This is a genomic window from Caballeronia sp. SBC1 (assembly GCF_011493005.1).
Taxonomy (GTDB): Bacteria; Pseudomonadota; Gammaproteobacteria; order Burkholderiales; family Burkholderiaceae; genus Caballeronia.
Genome location: NZ_CP049159.1, coordinates 609,806 through 629,779, shown reverse-complemented (window position 1 = coordinate 629,779; position 19,974 = coordinate 609,806). Strand labels below are relative to the sequence as shown.

The window sequence follows — 19,974 nt, the reverse complement described above, 5'->3', positions numbered from 1 at the left end:
TTCATCGCGATTCAACCGCCTCAGTCACGTTCGATATCTGAGAAAGTAACAGCTTTGCATCGCGTGGCGGCCTGCGCCAAGGCTTCCGAAAAGTGGATGTACCATTGTCGATCATAGTCCGACATAGTAAGTTTGGACCTCGTTTTCCTCAGCCCATATCTGAACATCGAGCATCTCTTTAAACTCAACGGAGCGGTCATGATAGACACAACAGAAACCCGTGGCAGTCCTGTAGACAAGTGCCCATTCCGCCGCTGGCTGCTCCCCCGCGAGCGATTTGTACTCGCTCGATATCTCGGCCGCGACGTCATGAAGGGCATTCTTGATCGTCTTCTGAATCAAATCGAATCCATGTATCAATCTCATTGGAGCCTCCCCTGCGAAGGATGATCACCTCGCTTAAAAGCGTTACTTGGCACGAACCTTTCGCACCGCTGCGAGCATTGCTATCCGGCAAGGCTTTGCGATGGCGCTTCAACAGCAGAGATTTTTTTGGTTGGCGATCGCGGCTACTGATGCGTGAGGAGGCCGGTCGGGGCCAGTCCGCGATCGGTAATCAAAAAAATGTTTGTGCTAAACCGCTCCGCAGGCGTTTGCTTCTATGGGCATTGAATGAACGGCGCGGTAATTCGCACTACCGGGCGCCTGGCCATTGCACGCTGGAACGAGGCGGTCTGAAAGAGCCGGCCGCGCGAAGACAGCGGGAATTCGAGGGTCAACGGGCAGGTAGTGCGCAGTTTCACGGCATTGTGATGGTGCGACGACGCTAAGGCACGAGTCGGTTCGCGTTGGCCGCATAGGGGAAGACCAACGTGCTCGGGGTGGTGCTGATACCGGTCAGTGCACATGGCTCGGGTCAGGCGGAGCGCGCGGCAGGATGCCAGGCACACCGCCTTCGATGCGGACCATCTGGCCCTTGCCGCACACTGGGCAGTCGCGAAGTGATTTGCCGGTGAGCCGCAGGTAACGGTCACGGTAGTCTTCCCCGACGGCGGGCGACGCAGCGGCGGGCGGCTCGACGCCGAGCAGCCGCCGGCAGGTGGCGAGGCGGTCTGCCCGATGACAGTTGGCGAGACACCCGTAGCTGCGGATGCGCTTGAAGCCGACGGGCAGCACGTGCAGCAGGAAGCGGCGGATGAACTCGTCGGCGGTGAGCGTCATGGTCCGGTGGCGGGCTTCGTGACGGTAGTCCTTCCACTGGAAGAGGACCGAATCGCCATCAAAGCGCAGCAACCGGTTATTCGAGATGGCGACGCGATGCGTGTAGCGGCCCAGGTAATCGAGCACCTGTGCGGCGCCCCCAAACGGTGGTTTCGCGTAGACGACCCACTCCGCGTGAGCAGCGGGCGCGAGCCAGGCGGCGAACGCTCGCGGATCACGCAACGGCTCGAGCTGGCCATGCAAGCGCAGCGCGCCGGCATCGAACGCGCGGTGCAACTGGTCGAGAAAGAGCCGCCGGAAGAGCCGCGAGAGTACCCGAACGGGCAGGAAGAAGCCTGGCCGGCAGGCAATCCAGCGTTCGCCGTCCGGGGCGATGCCGCCGCCCGGTACCACGCAATGCACGTGCGGATGGTGTAGCAGATTCTGCCCCCACGTGTGCAGGACCGTGATGAAGCCGATTTCCGCGCCCAGGTGTTTCGGATCGGCGGCGATCGTGCGCAGCGTCTCGGCGCTGGTGCGGAAAAGCAGATCGTAGAGGGTCTTCTTGTTCTGGTACGCGAGCGCAGCGATGGGCTCGGGGAGTGTGAAGACGACGTGGAAATACTCGACCGCGCAAAGCAGCTCTGCGCGCCGGCGTTCGAGCCATTGCGCGCGGGCAAGCGACTGGCACTTCGGACAGCAGCGATGGCGACACGAGTCGTAGGCAATGCGCTGATGGCCGCAGGCATCGCACTGCTCGACATGACCGCCGAGCGCGGCGGTGCGGCATAGCTCGATGGCGCTCATCGCGCGGTGCTGGGCACGACTGAGGGCGTCGGCATGGGTCTGCCGGTAGTGAGGGCCGCAGCGGCGGAAGATGTCCGCCACCTCGAGCGCCGGTCGCATCGCCGGCTTCAGAAGTACTCGGGCGCAGGCGGCTGGGGTGGAACGGGTGCGGGATGCGGCAGCAGGTCGAAGGGACTGGTGGTGGCGCACACGGTGCTCGTCGCCAGCTTGAGGTACCGTGCCGTGGTCGCCATGCTGCGATGTCCCATGAGCAGCTGGATCCTGCGTACATCAGCACCGGTTTCCAGCAGATGAGTGGCGAATGCGTGCCTCAAAGAATGTGGCGTAACGGGTTTCGTGATGCCGCTGCGCTCACGTGCAAGGTGGCATGCGTCGCCCACGGCATGGCGGGTGATGGGCCGCCCCGGAATACTCCCTGGAAAGAGCCATTCCCTCGGGTGGGCGTCCTGCCAGTACAGTCGCAGGACCTCGAGCAGACGCGGAGAGAGCATTACGTAGCGATCCTTACGGCCTTTACCCTGGCAGACACGGATCATCATCCGCTGGCTGTCGATATCACTGACCTTCAGATGCACGACTTCGGAGACACGCAGGCCGGCCGCATAGGCCGTCATCAGGATGGCGCGCTGTTTCAGGCTGGGAATCGACTCGAAGAAGCGCGTGACTTCCTCGAAGCTCAGGATGACGGGCAGCTTCAGGGGCCGTTTGGGCAACGGGAAATCCTCGTCACTCCAGTCTTGCCTGAGCGTGATGCGGTACAGGAAGCGCAGCGAGCCTACGGCCAGTTGGACACTGGCTGGCGCGAGCTTGCGTTCGTTGGTCAGGTGGATAATCCAGGCACGGATCTCTTCGGGACCGAGCACCTCGGGTGAGCGCCGGAAATGTCGGGCGAAACTGGAAACCTGCAGGAGATAGGTCTTCTGCGTGTTGACAGCAAGGTTGCGGATCTGCATGTCGTGCAGCATGCGTTGGCGGAGCAGTGTCATGGCGAACCTCCAGGAGACAGGGGATGGCATGCCCGGTCGGGCACCTCCATGCTGCTCCTGCCCGCCTGCGCGTCCCTTCCTCGTGGCCAGGCATCCGATAACCGTCCTGGCCGAACGCCAGGCACTGACCTCCGCTTCCCTCCCACTACCGCGTCAGCGGTTTAGTACAATTCCTACTTTGTATTTAATACCAATAGTGACCCCGGCGATAGTGCATTCACTTGCAGCCACATAGTTGGAAAGCTCGTTGACAGGGACGACTTAACTTCCTTCTTAAGTTCTGTTTAAGAAAGTGTGCGTAACCGGGCTCTACGGGCCAGCATGCATATCGACGGCGTGCAGCGTGTTGTGATCAACAGTGATCCAAGCGAACGCCTCGCACTTTTCAGGCAGCGCATGGACGAGTTGACCGCCGAGGTTGCTGCACTCCTTAACCAGTCACAACGAGTGGAAGAGCTGCTACCCCACGGTTTTTAACGCTCCCCTTCACCGATACGCTCCAGTAAACGCAGAGCATCGATTACAACCGGGCGGCCGGATCTTCTTCGCCGCATGGCCACTCAATTTCGAGTCATCATTCTTCAAGCTGCTTGCGGATCGATAGCAGTTCGTCCCGACGCTCCGCACTCGTCTTCGGATAGGACATTTTTAGTCCTTCGAACGTATCGAGGACGATCTTGGAAACGATGAGCCGGGCGTTCTCTTTGTCATCGGCCGGAACAACATACCATGGAGAATCCGTTGTGCTCGTCGCGCTAAGGCATTCTTCATAGGCCTTCATATAGTGTTTCCAGAATTTGCGCTCCTTGATGTCCGCGAGGCTGAATTTCCAGTTCTTCTCAGGCTCGTCGATACGCGCCAGAAAGCGCTTGCGCTGTTCTTCCTTCGAGAGGTGCAGGAAGAACTTGACGATGCGAGTCCCGTTGCTATGAAGATGTTTCTCCAAATCAGCGATTGAACGGTACCGATCGTGCCAGAGCGTCTTGTCGTCATGAACCGCGTCCGGGAGCCCCTCGCTGCGAAGGATCTCGGGATGCACGCGGACGATTAGTACTTCCTCGTAATAGGATCGGTTGAAGATGCCGATCCGCCCGCGTTCGGGTAGATCACGCGTGGTTCGCCAAAGGAAGTCGTGTTCCAGTTCAGCGTCGCTCGGATGCTTGAAGCTGAATACCTGGCAACCTTGAGGATTGACTCCGGACATCACATGCCTGATAGCACCGTCTTTTCCGGCCGCATCCATTGCCTGGAATATCAACAGGACGGCGTGGCGGTTGGATGCATAGTGAAGCTGTTGCATCGAACTCAGTTGAGCGACATGTTCTTCCAGAAGCTTCTGGTATTGCTCCTTCGATTCGTAGACGGGATCAACCTTCGTTGGCCATTTTTCGAGATTGACCTCGTCCCCTTCGCGTACGCGAAAGTCTTTCGAATGTATTTTCATCGTATTCCTTCCTGCGACTTTGCCGCGGATAGCGTTCGTTGATTCATTTAGTAGTCTGTGGCTTCACCAGCAGCGGCGCGTGGGCTTCGGGCTCAGGCCCGGCTTTGGCTTCGGGTCGAGGCTCCGAGCTGCCTTCGACCTTAGGCTGCGCTTTGACGGGATCGAGAATCCGGTAGGCGAGGAGTTTCACCGGGTCGGTCACGAGGAACCACACCAGCGCGTAGCCCCAGACCAGCAATGCCCAGCCCCAGCCGATTGGCGTCATAAACAGCCCATATACCGCGATCAGCGTCGCAAGCGCCTGCGTGCCAAACACCGCCAACAGCAAAATTCGCGCAGGACGTATCGACCAGAACGGGCCGCGCGTGCGTGTCTGGAAAATCGTCAGATGCCCAGCTACCGACAGCATCAGATACATCAATGTCTGGAGATGCGGACGGTCGAGATGGAAAACGCGATCGCCAAGGAAAAACAAGCCAAATGAGGCGACGGGGCCGACCATACCCAGCACCGTGGCGATGCCCAGCACCAGGCGCATGTTCCAGGCCTCGGGCTGGTCCTTGTAGTGAACATTGTCGTAGGCAATGGACAGGATGGCGCCGTCGTTAAGCAACGCCAGCATCACGATCATCACCGCAGTCAACGGATAAAAGTTGAAGATGAGGATCGAGAGCGTCATGAACAGCAGCACGCGCAAGGTCTCCGCGATGCGGTACATCGCGTAGCTGTTCATTCGCTGGAAAATCTTCCGGCTCTCCTTGATCGCGTCTATGATCACCGAGAGGCCCGGCGTCATCAGTACGATGGACGCCGCAGCCCGTGCTGCATCGGTTGCACCCGAAACAGCAATGCCGCAATCGGCCTTTTTCAAGGCAGGAGCGTCGTTCACTCCATCACCGGTCATGCCAACGATGTGGCCGCCTCGTTGCAGGACATCGACTATATGGAATTTGTGTTCGGGGAACACTTGCGCGAAACCGTCCGCCTTCTCGATGGACGACGCAAACTGCGCCGTCTCAACACGCTTCGCGTCACCGAAACCGCTGGCATCAAGAATATTCGCGCCTAAGCCCAGTTTTTTTGCAGTTTCCTCGGCGATAGCCCGTGCATCGCCGGTCACCATCTTGACGCTTACGCCCATCTGGCGCGCGGTCGCGATGGTTGCGCGGGCATCGTCGCGTGGCGGATCAAACATGGGCAGTACGCCAATGAATTGCCACTGGCCGTCTCCATCGGCACGAGCGACCCCCAATGAACGAAAGCCGCGTGTTGCGAATTCGTTGACGGCCTTCTCGACGGCGGCCTTCACCTGCGCGGCATTGGCCGCCAGCTCCAGGATCACCTGCGGCGCGCCCTTGGCAACCTTGAACTCTTTTCCGTCCGTCCCCTTTACCGTGGCTTCGGTGCGCTTGTGCACCGGGTCGAACGGCTGGAAATGGACCACCTGGTAGCCCTTCAAGGCCTGATCGCTCTTCAAGCCGCCAATCACCGCAAGATCGATCGTGTCCTTGTCTTCCTCACGCGACGCGAGCGCGGCATTCAGGATGACTTGATCGGCGGGAATGTCGTTGACACAGAATGGATCACCGAGGGTCAACTTGTTCTGAGTCAGCGTGCCGGTCTTGTCCGAGCACAAGATGTCCACCCCGGCGAGTTCCTCGATGGCCGACAACCGGGTCACGATCGCTTTTTTCCTGGCCAGCAGACGTGCGCCGACGGCCATGGTCACCGAGAGAACCGTGGGCATCGCCACGGGAATCGCGGCCACGGTCAGCACCAAGGCGAACTGCAATGTGGTGAGAATAGGATCACCACGAACAATCGCGACGACAACGATTGCGGCCACCAGAACCACCGCGAGAATGATCAGGTAGTTGCCGATCTTGAGCACGGCGCGTTGGAAGTGGCTGACGGTATGCGCCTCTTGCACCAGTTGAGCCGTCTTGCCGAAGTAGGTGTTCGTGCCCGTGGCATAGACCAGCGCGCCGATTTCACCCTGGCGAATGATGGAACCGGAAAATACGGCCTCGCCCGCTTTACGCGTGACGGGCAGTGATTCTCCCGTTAGCGCGGACTGATCCACTTCGATCGGGTCACCCTCCAGCAAGCGCGCGTCAGCCGGCACGATATCGCCCAGGCGCACGCGGATGACGTCACCCGGCACTAACTCCCGCGCGGCCGGGCTACCCCATTTGCCATCGCGTATTACCTTGGCCGTAATCGCTAATTGGGCCTTCAGGGCGGCTATGGCGTTGCCAGCCTGGCGTTCTTCCCAGAACCCGACTAGCGCGTTGGACAGCAGTAGCACAGAGATGATGGCAAAGTCAGGCCAATGTCGGGCTACCGCGGAAAGGATCACTGCCGCTTCGATCATCCACGGAATGGGTCCCCAAAAATACGACAGGAACTTCAGCAACGGATTGGTTTTCTTTTCTTCAATCTCGTTAGGTCCGTATTGAGCGAGCCGCTTCGTCGCCTCGGCCTGACTGAGACCGTTCGGCGACGAGCCCAGCTTTGCCTGTAGATCCGGCATGGACAGCGACTTCAGCGCTTCGTTCGGGTCAGGCTTAGAAATCGGCTTGGAACCCGGCTTGGAATCTCCAGCCTGGGAAGGAGCGTTGTCAGGTGCCATGATGGGTGTTCCTTCTGTCTTTGTGACGTAGGAGAGTTGGCGCGGTGCTGGATGCAGCCGTCCCGTCCCCCGTTCATTTCAGCTTCACCTGGCGTAGTCCATTCGCGCCGGGCTTTGGGAGGCACGTTCGCCGTGCCACCAAGATAGTTAGTTAATCTAATGGTGCATGAGCGCCAGGGTATGCTGCGCGATCATCAGGTCTTCGTTCGTCGGGATGACCCAGACCGACACCCCGCTCTTCGGGGTGGATATGCGCGGGCCGCCCGCGGTATTCGCCTGCTCGTCGAGCTTCACGTCAAGCCAGGCCAGCTTGCCGCACAGCGCCGCGCGCACCGCGGCTGAGTGTTCCCCGATCCCTGCGGTGAACACCAACGCGTCCAGCCCGCCGAGCACGGCCGTGTAGGCGCCGACGTATTTCGTCATCGCGTATACGAAATAATCGATCGCGGCGACCGCCCGTGGATCCTCGCTCTCCTGCAGTACCCGCATGTCGTCGCTGATGCCCGACAATCCAAGCAAGCCCGCTCGCTCGTAAAGCATCTTCTCTAACGACGCGACGTCGAAAAGCTTGCGCCGCAGCAGGTAGAACAGTGCTCCGGTTGGCACGTCGCCCGAGCGCGTCGCCATCGGCAGGCCGGACACGCCAGCAAAGCCCATTGTCGTCTCGACGCTACGCCCGTCCAGCATCGCGCACAAGCTGGCACCGCCGCCCAAGTGCGCTGCGATCACCCGTCGCGCATCAGGGGCGAATTTCGGCACCTGCCGGCTGATGTAGTCGTAGGAGATACCGTGGTAACCCCAATGACGCACGCCAGCATCGCGCACGTCCTGGGGAAGCGCATAAGTCTGCGCAACCTCCGGCATGGTGCGGTGAAACGACGTGTCGAAACAGGCAACCTGCGGCAGGCCCGGGAATGCCTCGGCCAGGGCCCGGGCACCGTGCACGTTGAAGGGCTGGTGCGAAGGCTCCATGGCGCACAGCGAGTCAAGGTAGTCCAGTACATCACCTTCGATCCTGACCGGTCCATCAAACCGCGTTCCGCCGAGCACCACCCGGTGCCCGGCCGCTATCACTTTCGTTTCGGCAAGGTTGGCTTCGAGCCACGCGATGACGAAATGCAGCGCTAACCGGTGGTCGATCGTGTGACGCTTGCCCCACTCATTGGCGCCCAACACCTTGCCAGCAGCATCCTTGACGATGAAATGCGGGTCGCCCTGCATGCTGTCGATCTGACCTTCACAACGCAGCGATAGCAACCCGGTAGCATCCACCGCATAGGCGCCGAACTTCAGGCTGGTGGAGCCCGCGTTAAAGACGGCGATGACCTCGTTCATCACCAGTTACTCCGCGGGTTCGGGCAGCACGATCGAGGGATCGCGCGCCAGCGCCTCTGCATACAGCACGGCGGCGGCGGCCGAGAAGCTCCGCGCTGCCGCCGTGTCAGCACGGCTGGTCAGGATCAGCGGCACGCGGGCACCGACTACGAGCCCCGCAGTCTGGGCATCGGCCATGAACGCAAGGTTCTTGTAAATCATGTTGCCGGCTTCAATGTTTGGCACGATCAGGACATCGGCCACACCTGCGACCGGCGACGAGATATTCTTGATCCGCGCCGCATCGAGATCCACTGCCGCATCAAGATCGAGCGGCCCGTCGACGATACCTCCAACGATCTGACGACGATCCGCCATCTTCGCCAGGATCGCGCCGTCGAGACTGGCCGGCATGTCGGTGCGCACCATTTCCACCGCCGCCAACACAGCGACTTTCGGCAAGTCGATGCCGAGCGCCCGGGCAAAGCCGATCGCATTCTGGCAAATGTCGCGCTTCTGGCCGGTGTCGGGTGCGATGTTGAGCGCGACGTCGCTGATGACGAAGCGGCGGGCATAGGTCGGCACCGACACCATCGCGCAGTGGCTGATCAACCGCCCGGTGCGCAGTTTCGCTTCCTTCTGCATGACCGCGTGCAGGAAAACGCCGCTGTGCAGGCTGCCCTTCATGAGTGCCGCGACTTCACCGTTTCCGGCGGCCGTGGCGGCCCTCATGGCCGATTCTTCGGGGCCGTCTGTGGCGACCAACCTATACGCGGCAATGTCCAGGCGCGCGAGATCCGCAATCCGCCGGATCTCGGCCTCGGGACCGAAAAAAACGGGCACGATCAACCCGGCCTCAGCGGCCCCCACCGCGCCGGCCAGGGCATCAGCGCTGCATGGATGCACGATGCCGGTCAGCATCGGCTTGAGACCGCGACAGCGCTCGAGCAAGTTCTCGAGCCGATGCTGCGCCACCTGATGCTGCTGACGTGTCGTCGGTGCCAGAACCTCCAGGATCGCGGTCGCAATGATCTGACCCGCCGGGTTTGTGCACTGACCATCCAGCACCACAATCCCCTGATCCCGCCGCTTCTCCCGCACGACCAGACGAACCGTCATCACTGCGGCGATCGGCAGTGCGCCCTTGATCTGCACCGAGGTTGAGCGGATAACACTCCCTGGACCTGGAAGAGCAGAGCCAACCAGTGCACTCAGCATGGCCGTCACAATGCCAGCAGCAGCCTGGCTTTCGCCCGCACCGGTGAGCGTGTCCGCCTCACCAAATGCGGCGCCCCAGGCCCGCATGTCACCGATCTGCAGCGTGCGCTGGAAAGTCGCAACATCGCCGGGCGCGATCTCATCGAATGTCTTGTTTACGGCAGTTTGCATTGCGGCAGCTCCGAGGGGTTAAGTTCGTGCGATGACGACACATGACGTGCGCGTCCCACGCGTCGAGGTGAGAGACCAATCCGCCCGATCCGGATCTCAAGACAGAGGCGATTCACGCGCACAGGCATGATGGTCGCTCGCTCACGCCACGATGTGATAACCGGCATCGACGTAGGCGACGTTTCCGGTGATCGCCCGGGCGCCGTCGCTGACCAGGAATGCGGCGTAGGCGCCGACATCGTCGAGCGTGACCAGCCGGTGCTCCGGCGCCTCGCGGACTGCGCGCTCCAGCAGCTCGTCGAAATGGTCGATTCCGGACGCCGCACGGGTTTTTAGCGGCCCCGGCGATAGCGCGTTCACACGGATCCCCGCCTGCCCGAGTTCGAGCGCCATATAGCGAACCGCCGCCTCCAGTGCCGCCTTCACCGGCCCCATGACGTTGTAGTGCGCGATCGCTTTTTCGGCGCCGTAGTAGCTCATGGCAAGCAGGCAGCCGCCCGCCGTCATCAACGGTTCGCTGAGCTTGGCCATACGCAGGAAAGAGTGAACGCTGACTTGCATTGCGAGGGCAAATCCTTCGAAGGAGCAATCCGTGATCCGGCAGCTCAGGTCCTCCTTGCGGGCATAAGCAATTGAGTGCAGCACGAAATCGAGGCGCCCCCAGTCCTTCGCGACTCGCTCATAGACGGCCTCAAGTTGGCCTGGCACCGTGACATCGCATGGCATGACGATGGCGCTTTGCAACGCTTCCGCAAGCGGTCGCACGTAAGGCTGCGCATGAGCGTTGAGGTAGGTGATCGCCACTTCGGCGCCCTCGGCGCGGAAGTGGCGCGCGCAACCGTAGGCAAGACTATGCTCGTTGGCGATACCGATAATGAGGCCCTTCTTGCCGCTCAGCATGTTCATGACATTCTCCTTGAACGTGAGCCACCCTCGTTGCATGCGCCCCGCACGCGAGCTTTGATGATATGTACTCCGTACTCCAGCAGCGCACGCTGGGTACGAGTCTCGTTCGGATCGCCGGCAGCGTCTCGTCGGGCGAGTATCCGTTAATCGAGTATCCGTTTATCGCGTGGCTGCCGACTCAGGTTTCGCCAGACGTTTCAAGAGCCATCGGCTGCTCAATTGGCAACCCAAGCACCTCGGCCAGTCGACTCAGGCGGTCGCACTCCATTGCGAGCGGAAGGTCTCCCGCACTAATGATTGCGTGCACCTGCTTGAGCAGATTCTTGCGTTCTTGCGCCCCCGGCACCATGACCGCAAGCGCCTCCACTGCGCGCTCACGCTCCAGTTGCAGCACAAAGGACTGGTCCCGCAGCATCGCCTTGAACTCTGCGAGCGAGAGATGCAAAAGCGTCTTGCGCACGACGTTCATCGCGAGTGCACAGCGCTGGTCAATCAGCCGCTCGGCCGCGGTGACGTACAGCACGGCCCGGCTCAGCGCTTCGTCGAATCCGCCGCTCTGCAACTTCGCCGCATACGCGTCTGAGCGCGCCTGTCGTGCCGCCACCTCTTCCACCGAAATGCTCGGTAGCGCTCGCACCTCGCTGCTGTCATTGAGGCCAAGGAGCGCTTGAACGAATGGCGAGCCATAAAAGCCGAAGAACATCTGCTCTTCCATCTGGTCACGCTGGTCCCGATATTTATTCAGACCAGCGGTGATTTGCTCCGATATCCGCGTCTGCAGCGCAAGAAACGGATTGTCAGGTGCCACGGGCTGGCGCGCCGCGCTCACATTGGCAGCCAGTGTCTGCACGCCCTTCATCCAGGGGTTGCTGAACATCGTGTAGCTGAGCCTGAGCGGGTTCAAGGCTTGGACCAGGTCCGCTGCCGGCTGGTTGGCTAGCGCGCGTACCAGGGGCTGAATGAAGGCGCGATAAAGCGCCAGGTTCATGTCCGACAGCCGCGCCACAGCGGCGAAGGCACGGTCATCTTCGGGGCTGTTGCGTCCAAGCGCGCGAATGTCATCAAGCGAGCGCGTCTCGAAGCGGCTAAGCCAGTTGCCGGTGACGAAGCCCTCCGCAGGTATGTTCGCCGGCCGCGGCGAAATGACCATCTCATAGAGACCAGGGGGCAGGCAGTCGATGACGTCCATCATCTGCACGAACTCCTCATCCTCTTTGGCGCCCACCTTGGCGGAGACGAAGATGGCGAGGTGCCCGACTTCCTGGTTCACGCAATACACGATCGTTCGGCCCGTGGCGCGAATGTCGTCGACGTCCCGATACAGATCAAGGATCCACCCGAGCGTTTGCGGTGGCGGACTGATGTTGTCGGCCATCGACGTGAACACGATAATCGGCGAGGTAACGCTGCGAAGATCGAAGGTCGTACCGTCGCGCGAATGGAGTTGGTTGCGGGTCAGCTTGTCGCCGATGAAGAGGTTATCCACCAGAAACTGCAGTTCATCCCCGTTCAGCTGGATAAAGTCACCCCACCACTTCTCGAACTTGAGGTAGCGCTCCCCGTCGGTGTCGACGTGGGTATAGACCTCGTACTGCTTGCCCCACAACCAGCTTGCTGGGTTCAGCGTGTCGAAGTTCTGGATCAACGCCGTCCCGTCGATCTTCCCCTTACCGAGATCGCTAGCCATTGCGGTGAGCCAACTTCCGCCCAGCAGGCCGCCGGAATAGCGCATCGGATTTTTCCCATGCACACCCTGCCAGTACGACATCGGCGAGCCGGCAACCAGGCAGGGACCAAAGAGGTCCGGCCGCAATATCGCCACCATCAGGGTCTGGTAGCCAGCCTGACAGTTGCCTATCGCAAAGGGACGCTGGGCATCCGGATGGAGTTCGACCACGCGTTCGAAGAAGCTCACCTGTCCCTCGACTACATCGAGAAACTGCTGGCCGGGCGTCGGGGTCGCCCCAAAACCGATGAAGTACACCGGATGCCCGGCGTTGAGTGCGTCCCCGATTTCGCTCTCGGCCTTGAAGCCACCGATACCCGGCCCCTGCCCCGCACGTGGATCGACCACCACGACCGGCCGTTTCTGCGGATCGATGACAACGCCTGGCGGAGGAACGATGCGCGACAGCGCGTAGTTGATTGGCCGGGGCAGCGAGCGACCGTCCATAAGCAACTCATGCTCAAAGCTCAACACCGTCGCCATCGGCCGTGACGTGATCTCGATCTCTTCGTCACCACGCTGGCGCAGCAAGTCCAGGAACAGAACGCTGCGTTGGAACGCATCGACCGTATATTCCGGCCAACTTGCCAGAGCGTTGCTGACAGTTGTCGGGGCGGGAATAGGTAATTCAACTCCCTTCTCACCTCTGGTAAGCGAAGCGCGCAAGGTGTCGGATGAGGTCGTGTGCAGCATGGCGATCTTTCCTTCGATGCAGTATTGAGCGATAAAGAGGGCGTTCTATCCGCTGCTAAAGAGATCAGTGGAGTCGCGACGGCGGCCGGGGCGTGCTTCAGCCGAACGAAACCTCGAATGACCCACGAATTACGATGAACATTACAATTGCCAGACTGGCCTGATCAAGCACTTGTACTGACGGTCTTTGTGATTTCCAGCGAGAGCTGCTCCGGCATTCGAGGGTGATTGCAGTGCGATATCTCTCAGAGGCATGCAGATCTGTCCTTCGAACGGCACAATGAGCGGACCGCTTGCCAACTTGACGGGTTTGCTCAGTTGGCAAAGTCCACTGTAGAGGTTCAGCCCTTCACTTCATTGATCTAAATCACCTCGCCGCGCATTCCGCGCCCAGTCGACGAAGCCTGACACGTCCTGACTCAACGAAAATGCCGCAAGCAGGTGCTGTTTGTTCCGAAAAGCAATCCAAAAGGAATGATCGGCTGGTTCTCCTGCGTTGATGTTGACTTCGCTTAACCGATAGCCAGCGTCAGGGACGCGATGCTCCCGGCCATTCGAAAATCCAATGTTGCAAGCGACGTTTCCGGGCGTACTTCGGCCGCCATTTTCGACTCCCCATTTAAGTGGCCGTTAAGACACGCGTCCTATCGTGGTACATACAGGCACTCGATCGCGCGGCAAGCGGTAGTCTCAAAAGAGTGGCCTAACTCCCGGCGGACTCGTTGTGAATATCGGGTCAGGTGAACAGTTATATATTTAGCAAACCTAATTTATGGAGATAAATCATGACTAGTCGATTTATCGCAGTGATGGCGGTAAGTTCGCTTGTCGCTGCAACGTGCTTCTCTGCGGAAGTCAATGCCGCGCAGCCGCCTCAAGTTGCGCTCAACGACATGGGAAAACTGTCAAACCAGGGCAGCAAAGCCTTCAGCGATATCGAACTTGCCAGACTGGCAATTTTTAACGGTCATCCCGTGGAAGCCAGCAGGCTTGTCAGTGAGGCTCAACAGTCTCTGAAGATCGCGCAGACCGACGACACCGCATTCCTCAAAGCCGAATCTGATATGAAGCCTCCCCCGTCACAGGTCTATCAATCGTCCTCGGCTAAGGACACGAAGGCCGTGTCATGGTTGCCAGTTGGAGCGGACGTAACAGTTAGCGACGACTTCACAACGCCCGCAAAAAGAACCGCGGTCACGTCCGCTAATGCCCACCTGAAGAAGGGACAAACCAACGCCACAATGAAGGAGCTAAAGCTAGCCAACGTAGGCGTCTCTTATACGATGGAAGTTGTGCCGCTCAAACAGATTACAGTTGATGTGGACGAGGCAGCGGGGCTGATGAAGCTCGACAAGTTTTATCAGGCTGATCAAGTCCTCAGGCGGGTTCAGGACAGCGTGAGATATGACTGGGTCGATGTCAGTGCGGTGCCTCATTCAATCCAGACCACGTCAAGTGCTGACGCCAACGCGGCCTCGTCTGCCGTAGCGAAATAGAGTGGAATTGAACGGTGCCTGCCGAGGGCCGGACAGGCAGCCGCAGCCTGAAAAACACGTCACCGTCGTCGCGAGCAACCCATGTTGTTACGCTCAAATAGAAGGAGAGCTCGGGCCTATCCGGTGGTTGACGATCGTGCCATGTTGCTTCACAAAAGTAGCGAGACGTCATCGTCAGCACTTTCGCTCGCATCGAGAATCCATGATTCACCTCCGCGATTGATGTGTCGCCTACGTTGACGCACGGCTCCAGAGCCGAATAGTCCCATGGTCACTGCGCTGGTGATTCGGGGAGACCGACGATAGTTGCCGGCGGGGGTATGACCGCTATTGAAATGTCGCTGGTCCGTTCCCTAGGCATCTTGGGGACATAGGTCGCCGTGGCTCCGTCCCAGTAAACCCAATGATTTACTGTGTGGATCTTTACCCTGTCGCTAAGCGGACCGTTGACGGGCAGGTGAACTGACGTTTTAGATTCGATAAAGACTTGTGCAATACGCCCTTTGACTGTCGTAATGGTAATCACCCCACGAGCCCAGGGCGGTCGGTTTTGCGTTTGGAGCGTGTATACGTCAGGTGCGATAGCGTGCAAACACGGCGGGGTGCTTGAATCACAACTCGGTAGTTGGGAAACAGGTATCGCCAGATTCACGCCTAACAACGTAGCCGCATGCGCCGACGTAACGGCAAACAATAGTAAGCTGGAGAGAATGGACTTCATGATTTCGTCCTGATATTTGGAATCTGAATCCAAAGAATATGAGTTGGCCGTCTGTCAAACCATATGGCAAGTTTCGGTCCTGTCGGCTGGTAGTAATGCGTTACACATTTAGATTGCCTGCTGCCCGTGTCGCACATGGCGCTTACCGCGCGATCAGCACAATCGGGTGATGGTGGTACAGGCAACCGCGTTGCATGCCGAAACCCGAATATTCAGTGCCGGGTACACTAAATGCTAAAAGCTATCGCTGCACAGGCGATAAGTCGGCGGCATCAAACCTCTCTTCGTGCTGCAAGCTCCGAAGGCGTGGTCGTTTGCTTCAGCGTCGGTCAGGATATCTTCATCACGATCGAACACATACGATCTGGCTGATCTAACAACAGGCGGAAAACGCAATTTTCAAGAAGCAATTCAATCGGCTGGGCTTGGGCGTTGGCTGACTGTACTGTCTGCCAAGGTACCGGCACCATACTGCTGGCGCGGAAGAAAGCCAGGATACTCGGACAGCGATATCGTGAACATCGGCAACGGACATCGTGGTCTTGTGCATCAAGTGAAGCCGGAATGTGCGAGTGAGCCATCGACCGATGCTCATCTCCGTGCCGCAGCGGCGCTATTCGTGAAGGTCAAGGCCGTTGCCCGCTGCGCTTTTCTTTGCGCCGCGGCGTTCACACTCAGCTCTTGCACTGATGACACCCATCTCAGCTTTCTCAATCCACAGGGCCCCGTGGCATCGATACAGCGTACGCACTTTCTTGAGATGGTGGCGTTGCTGGCGATCTTCGTTGCGTTGCCGATCTTTGTTCTCATCCCATGGTTCGCCTGGCGCTACCGGTATGGGGCGAAATCCTCACGCTACACGCCTAAATGGGCGTTTTCCAGAACTCTGGAAGTCGCTGCGTGGAGCGGCCCTGCGGTGATCGTGGCGCTCTTGGCCGCGCTTGTCTGGCGTAGCACGCACGCGCTCGATCCGTACAAACCTCTGGCCTCGGGCACACCGGCACTGCGCGTGCTGGTGATCGGTTACGACTGGAAATGGCTGTTCATCTATCCCGACCAGGGTGTAGCCAGCATTGGTGTGTTGCCACTGCCCGCAGGTCAGCCCGTGGCAATGCAGCTAACGTCCGCCACGGTGATGCAATCGCTGCAGATACCAGCGCTGGGCAGCCAGATTTACGCCATGGGCGGCATGGTCACACAGTTGCACTTGCAGGCGGACAAACCCGGGCGCTTCATGGGCGAAAACACCATGTACAACGGTGATGGCTTTCACCAGCAGCGGTTCACCGCCGTGGCAATGACACCTGACGCGTTTAACGACTGGGTTAAACAAACTCGGGCTCGCGGTGTGCCACTGGATGCAAGCACGCTAAAGCTGATATCGGAACGCACGACCCGCGCACAGCTCACGGCCGCGCTGGGCCAAAGTCGAGCCAGCGATGGCGGTATTTATTTCAACCACGCTACATCCGACATTTTTTCCAACGTCGTCATGGCGACCATGAACGGTACCGTGGCCGATCCTCAAACCACCGGACATGCCGCAACATCGACAGTAGTGAACGTCGTTGAAAACGCGACATCACTCTCTGCGGAGCAAAAGCCGTGAGCCTTCCCTACGTTTTGGCGCACCCGCTGGGACGGCTGAGTCTGGAATCCCTGCCGTTCTGGCAGATGCTGCAAGACCCCAGCGAAGCCAATGTGATCAACGGGATCATCGCCACGGGAGCCGCCTCGATGGTGGCGATAGGTGCAATCGTTACCTTTGCATTGATCACTCGCTACCGGAAGTGGGGTGTTCTATGGTCCGACTGGCTGACCAGCCCAGACCACAAAAAGATCGGCATCATGTACGTCGTGCTGGCTTTCGTGATGCTGGCCCGTGCGCTGATTGAAGCTTTGCTGATGCGTACCCAGCAGGCATTCGGCCTCGGCGGCGGCTTTCTCTCGCCGGATCACTTCGCGCAGCTGTTCAGCACGCACGGCACCATCATGATCTTTTTCATGGCGATGCCGTTTCTCACCGGCGTGATCAACTACGTCATGCCGCTGCAGATCGGCGCGCGCGAAGTCGCCTTTCCCGTGCTCAACTCAATCAGTCTGGGCCTGACCGCAGCGGGCGCAGCGCTGGTGATGATTTCGCTGTGCATTGGCACCTTCTCTACCGGCGGCTGGTTTGGCTACCCCCCGTATACAGAAGCAACCTTCAGTCCGGGCGTAGGTCCGGACTATTGGATCTGGTCGCTTTCGCTGGCCTCTCTGGGCTCGACTTTCACCGGCATCAATTTCGCCGTCACCATCTACAAAATGCGTGCGCCAGGAATGACGTTCATGCGCATGCCCCTATTTACGTGGACGGCATTGTGCACCAGCATCCTGATGATCTTTGCCATGCCGCCACTGACCGTGGCGACGGCGCAGCTCGCGTTGGACCGCTATCTCGGCTTTCACTATTTCACCAATGCGCTTGGCGGCAACATGATGCACTTCGCCAATCTGTTCTGGCTATTTGGCCATCCGGAAGTCTATATCCTGATACTGCCGGCTTTTGGCGTGTACTCCGAAGTCGTCTCGACGTTTTCCGGCAAGGTGCTATTCGGCTATCGCGCACTGGTGATGGCCACCATGGCTATCGCGATCCTGTCATTCACCGTGTGGGTGCATCATTTTTTCACGATGGGCCAAAGCGCCAATATCAACGCGGTGTTCGGCATCGCCTCGATGCTCATCGGCATTCCTACAGGCGTCAAAATCTACGACTGGATGTGGACGATGTTTCGCGGTCGGATACGCTTTACCGTGCCAATGATCTATTCAATCGGCTTTATGCTGCTGTTCGTGCTGGGCGGTATGAGCGGGATCCTGCTGGCTGACCCGGGCGTCGACTACCAAGTGCACAACAGTGTGTTTCTGGTCGCGCATTTCCACAACGTGGCAGTGCCAGGGGTGCTGTTCGGGATGATCGCTGCCTACCACTTTTGGTTTCCCAAGGCATTTGGCTTTCGTCTCAACGAGCGCTGGGGGAAAATCTCGGCGCTGTGCTGGATCGTCGGCTTCATGCTTGCGTTCTTCCCACTCTACGGGCTGGGACTGATGGGTATGCCTCGCCGCACCGTGGCCTACTCCGAGCCCGCCTACGTGCCGCTGGAAATGGTGGCGTTGCTCGGTGCCGTTCTCATTATTGTGGCCCTCACCGCCCTAGTCGTGCAGCTATGGGTGTCGATCAGGCAGCGCGACACGAATCGTGTGTTTGCCGGCGATCCATGGGACGGGCGCAGTCTGGAATGGTCGATCTCGGCGCCGCCGCCGGAATACAATTTCGCGATGATTCCACGAGTTGCCGATCGCGATGCCTTCACCGTGGCCAAGGAAAACCGTAGCGCCTATCAGCGGCTCGAGACGTATGAAGACATTGAGATGCCGAAGAACAGCGCCATGGGTCCGTTCATTGCGGCGATTGGTTTCTTCCTCGCCTTTGGCCTGGTATGGCATATCTGGTGGATGGTGATCCTGTCTTTCCTGGCCGCCATGGCCGCGATGATCGGGCGCGGCTTTGCGCGAGATACCACGCGCGTTGTTAGTGCGTTGGAAGTGCGCAAAGAGCACCATCGCTGGATCGATGCTGTAACCGTGGCCACCGCCATATCCCGTGCTGACGAACGCACGCCGGCTAATGGCGGATTAGCCCAACACGAAACCGAAGGGGTGGTGCCATGAGCCGCGAAGCCGCCAAGTACCCGGGCTTGAACCTGAGTTCCGCGCACGGCAAGGATCATGAAGCAGCCGAAAGCCTGATGTTCGGCTTCTGGGTGTTTCTCATGAGCGATGCCATCTTGTTCGGCATGGTGTTCGCGACCTATGTGACCTCTGTGCATGCCACCGCCGGCGGCCCAGAGCCCTACCAGCTCTACGACATCAAGAGCATCTTCGTCGAGACCCTGTTGCTCCTGGCCAGCAGCTTCACTTTCGGAATGGCGTCTCTCGCGCTCAAATACAAGCACAGCACGCCGCGGCTGATCGGATGGTTAGCGGCGACCCTGATACTGGGCATTGCCTTCTTGTGTTTCGAACTGCATGACTTCAGTACCATGTTCGCCAAGGGAGGCGTACCCAGTCGCAGCGGTTTTCTGTCCGCCTTCTTCGACCTGGTGCCCTTGCACGGCCTGCACGTCACCGGCGGCTGCATCTGGCTGATCGGTTTGGTGGGCCAAATCGCCCGCTACGGTCTCGATACCAAGACGAAGCTCGGCATTATGCGACTCGCGCTGTTCTGGCATTTTCTGGACATTGTCTGGATCGCGATTTTCTCGGTGGTCTATCTGGCGGGGCTCACATGAGCGAACAACCCAACGTCGCCGTGGACGGCGCAGACCCGATGCAGGAGGAACGCCGGGAGTTCCGATCTTATGTCTGGGGCGCGGGCATGGCGTTGTTGCTCACCGTGGTGCCGTTTGCGCTATTGCACTGGGCTCGCTTACCGCGCTTGCCGATGCTGATCGTTATTGGCGTATTCGCGCTGGTGCAGATCCTCATACACTTCCGCTGTTTCCTGCACATCAGTTTTGCCCACAAGCGGGAGGATCTGCAGCTAATCCTGTTCTCGGCGTTGCTGTTGACGATTATGGTCGCCGGCACGATCTGGATCATGGCCAGCTTGGCGCTGCGTATGGCGATGCCGGCCTCTTGACACCCGGAAGCGCTTTTTGCCTCCGTTTTTGCC

14 protein-coding genes are annotated in these 19,974 nt (G+C 59.3%); 6 read left to right on the top strand and 8 right to left on the bottom strand.

The annotated features are described in order from the left end of the window. Window positions 1-837: 837 nt before the first annotated feature. Both SBC1_RS37795 and SBC1_RS37790 read right to left on the bottom strand, forming a co-directional pair. Complete coding sequence (locus SBC1_RS37795; RefSeq protein ID WP_165989216.1) at window positions 838-2,046, bottom strand: IS91 family transposase; 1,209 nt, start codon at window positions 2,044-2,046, stop codon at window positions 838-840. Window positions 2,047-2,054: 8 nt separating this feature from the next. Further along, complete coding sequence (locus tag SBC1_RS37790; protein WP_165107108.1) at window positions 2,055-2,933, bottom strand: site-specific integrase; 879 nt, start codon at window positions 2,931-2,933, stop codon at window positions 2,055-2,057. A 321-nt stretch (window positions 2,934-3,254) separates the two neighbouring features. On the opposite strand from SBC1_RS37790, the gene SBC1_RS37785 reads away from it, so the two are divergent. Further along, on the top strand, window positions 3,255-3,410 hold the full coding sequence (locus tag SBC1_RS37785; RefSeq protein ID WP_165107104.1) for a hypothetical protein: 156 nt from the start codon (window positions 3,255-3,257) through the stop codon (window positions 3,408-3,410). Window positions 3,411-3,507: 97 nt separating this feature from the next. Here the strand turns inward: SBC1_RS37785 and SBC1_RS37780 are convergent, their stop codons facing one another. The 6 genes from SBC1_RS37780 to SBC1_RS37755 all read right to left on the bottom strand — a co-directional run bounded on the left by SBC1_RS37780 (window position 3,508) and on the right by SBC1_RS37755 (window position 13,037). After that, the gene (locus tag SBC1_RS37780; protein WP_165107101.1) at window positions 3,508-4,377 is read right to left on the bottom strand and encodes an ADP-polyphosphate phosphotransferase; all 870 of its coding nucleotides are present in this window, start codon (window positions 4,375-4,377) and stop codon (window positions 3,508-3,510) included. A gap of 43 nt (window positions 4,378-4,420) precedes the next feature. Further along, complete coding sequence (locus SBC1_RS37775) at window positions 4,421-6,910, bottom strand: plasma-membrane proton-efflux P-type ATPase (protein WP_241202543.1); 2,490 nt, start codon at window positions 6,908-6,910, stop codon at window positions 4,421-4,423. Window positions 6,911-7,165: 255 nt separating this feature from the next. Next, the gene (locus tag SBC1_RS37770) at window positions 7,166-8,344 is read right to left on the bottom strand and encodes an acetate/propionate family kinase (protein ID WP_165107094.1); all 1,179 of its coding nucleotides are present in this window, start codon (window positions 8,342-8,344) and stop codon (window positions 7,166-7,168) included. 6 nt (window positions 8,345-8,350) lie between these two features. Further along, window positions 8,351-9,712, bottom strand: coding sequence for a bifunctional enoyl-CoA hydratase/phosphate acetyltransferase (locus SBC1_RS37765; RefSeq protein WP_165107091.1), 1,362 nt, complete (start codon window positions 9,710-9,712; stop codon window positions 8,351-8,353). Window positions 9,713-9,853: 141 nt separating this feature from the next. Beyond that, on the bottom strand, window positions 9,854-10,612 hold the full coding sequence (gene fabI, locus SBC1_RS37760) for an enoyl-ACP reductase FabI (RefSeq protein WP_370469759.1): 759 nt from the start codon (window positions 10,610-10,612) through the stop codon (window positions 9,854-9,856). A gap of 184 nt (window positions 10,613-10,796) precedes the next feature. Further along, on the bottom strand, window positions 10,797-13,037 hold the full coding sequence (locus tag SBC1_RS37755; protein WP_165107085.1) for a DUF3141 domain-containing protein: 2,241 nt from the start codon (window positions 13,035-13,037) through the stop codon (window positions 10,797-10,799). 785 nt (window positions 13,038-13,822) lie between these two features. On the opposite strand from SBC1_RS37755, the gene SBC1_RS37750 reads away from it, so the two are divergent. From SBC1_RS37750 to SBC1_RS37730, 5 genes are all read left to right on the top strand, one after another. Continuing rightward, window positions 13,823-14,533 carry a YfdX family protein gene (locus SBC1_RS37750; RefSeq protein ID WP_165107083.1) on the top strand — a complete coding sequence of 237 codons (711 nt, stop codon included), beginning with the start codon at window positions 13,823-13,825 and terminating at the stop codon, window positions 14,531-14,533. 1,235 nt (window positions 14,534-15,768) lie between these two features. Further along, window positions 15,769-16,863, top strand: a complete 1,095-nt coding sequence (locus tag SBC1_RS37745) for a cytochrome ubiquinol oxidase subunit II (RefSeq protein WP_165107080.1) — start codon at window positions 15,769-15,771, stop codon at window positions 16,861-16,863. Window positions 16,864-16,928: 65 nt separating this feature from the next. After that, a complete protein-coding gene (locus SBC1_RS37740; RefSeq protein ID WP_165107475.1) occupies window positions 16,929-18,971 on the top strand; it encodes a cbb3-type cytochrome c oxidase subunit I in 2,043 nt (680 codons plus the stop codon). After that, entirely contained in the window at window positions 18,968-19,591 is a 624-nt protein-coding gene (locus tag SBC1_RS37735; RefSeq protein ID WP_165107078.1) for a cytochrome c oxidase subunit 3, read from the top strand. Before SBC1_RS37740 ends, SBC1_RS37735 begins: the two co-directional genes overlap by 4 nt. Next, on the top strand, window positions 19,588-19,941 hold the full coding sequence (locus SBC1_RS37730; RefSeq protein WP_241202539.1) for a cytochrome o ubiquinol/quinol oxidase subunit IV: 354 nt from the start codon (window positions 19,588-19,590) through the stop codon (window positions 19,939-19,941). The genes SBC1_RS37735 and SBC1_RS37730 overlap by 4 nt, the downstream gene beginning before the upstream one ends. The last annotated feature ends 33 nt before the right edge of the window (window positions 19,942-19,974 follow it).

Excerpts from the sequence above, each read along its gene's own strand:
- SBC1_RS37755 (WP_165107085.1), bottom strand. The coding sequence starts at position 13,037 with ATGCTGCACACGACCTCATCCGACACCTTGCGCGCTTCGCTTACCAGA.
- SBC1_RS37735 (WP_165107078.1), top strand. The coding sequence starts at position 18,968 with ATGAGCCGCGAAGCCGCCAAGTACCCGGGCTTGAACCTGAGTTCCGCG.
- SBC1_RS37730 (WP_241202539.1), top strand. The coding sequence starts at position 19,588 with ATGAGCGAACAACCCAACGTCGCCGTGGACGGCGCAGACCCGATGCAG.
- SBC1_RS37750 (WP_165107083.1), top strand. The coding sequence starts at position 13,823 with ATGACTAGTCGATTTATCGCAGTGATGGCGGTAAGTTCGCTTGTCGCT.
- SBC1_RS37770 (WP_165107094.1), bottom strand. The coding sequence starts at position 8,344 with ATGAACGAGGTCATCGCCGTCTTTAACGCGGGCTCCACCAGCCTGAAG.
- fabI (WP_370469759.1), bottom strand. The coding sequence starts at position 10,612 with ATGCTGAGCGGCAAGAAGGGCCTCATTATCGGTATCGCCAACGAGCAT.
- SBC1_RS37795 (WP_165989216.1), bottom strand. The coding sequence starts at position 2,046 with ATGCGACCGGCGCTCGAGGTGGCGGACATCTTCCGCCGCTGCGGCCCT.
- SBC1_RS37790 (WP_165107108.1), bottom strand. The coding sequence starts at position 2,933 with ATGACACTGCTCCGCCAACGCATGCTGCACGACATGCAGATCCGCAAC.
- SBC1_RS37785 (WP_165107104.1), top strand. The coding sequence starts at position 3,255 with ATGCATATCGACGGCGTGCAGCGTGTTGTGATCAACAGTGATCCAAGC.
- SBC1_RS37775 (WP_241202543.1), bottom strand. The coding sequence starts at position 6,910 with ATGCCGGATCTACAGGCAAAGCTGGGCTCGTCGCCGAACGGTCTCAGT.
- SBC1_RS37765 (WP_165107091.1), bottom strand. The coding sequence starts at position 9,712 with ATGCAAACTGCCGTAAACAAGACATTCGATGAGATCGCGCCCGGCGAT.
- SBC1_RS37740 (WP_165107475.1), top strand. The coding sequence starts at position 16,929 with ATGCTGCAAGACCCCAGCGAAGCCAATGTGATCAACGGGATCATCGCC.
- SBC1_RS37780 (WP_165107101.1), bottom strand. The coding sequence starts at position 4,377 with ATGAAAATACATTCGAAAGACTTTCGCGTACGCGAAGGGGACGAGGTC.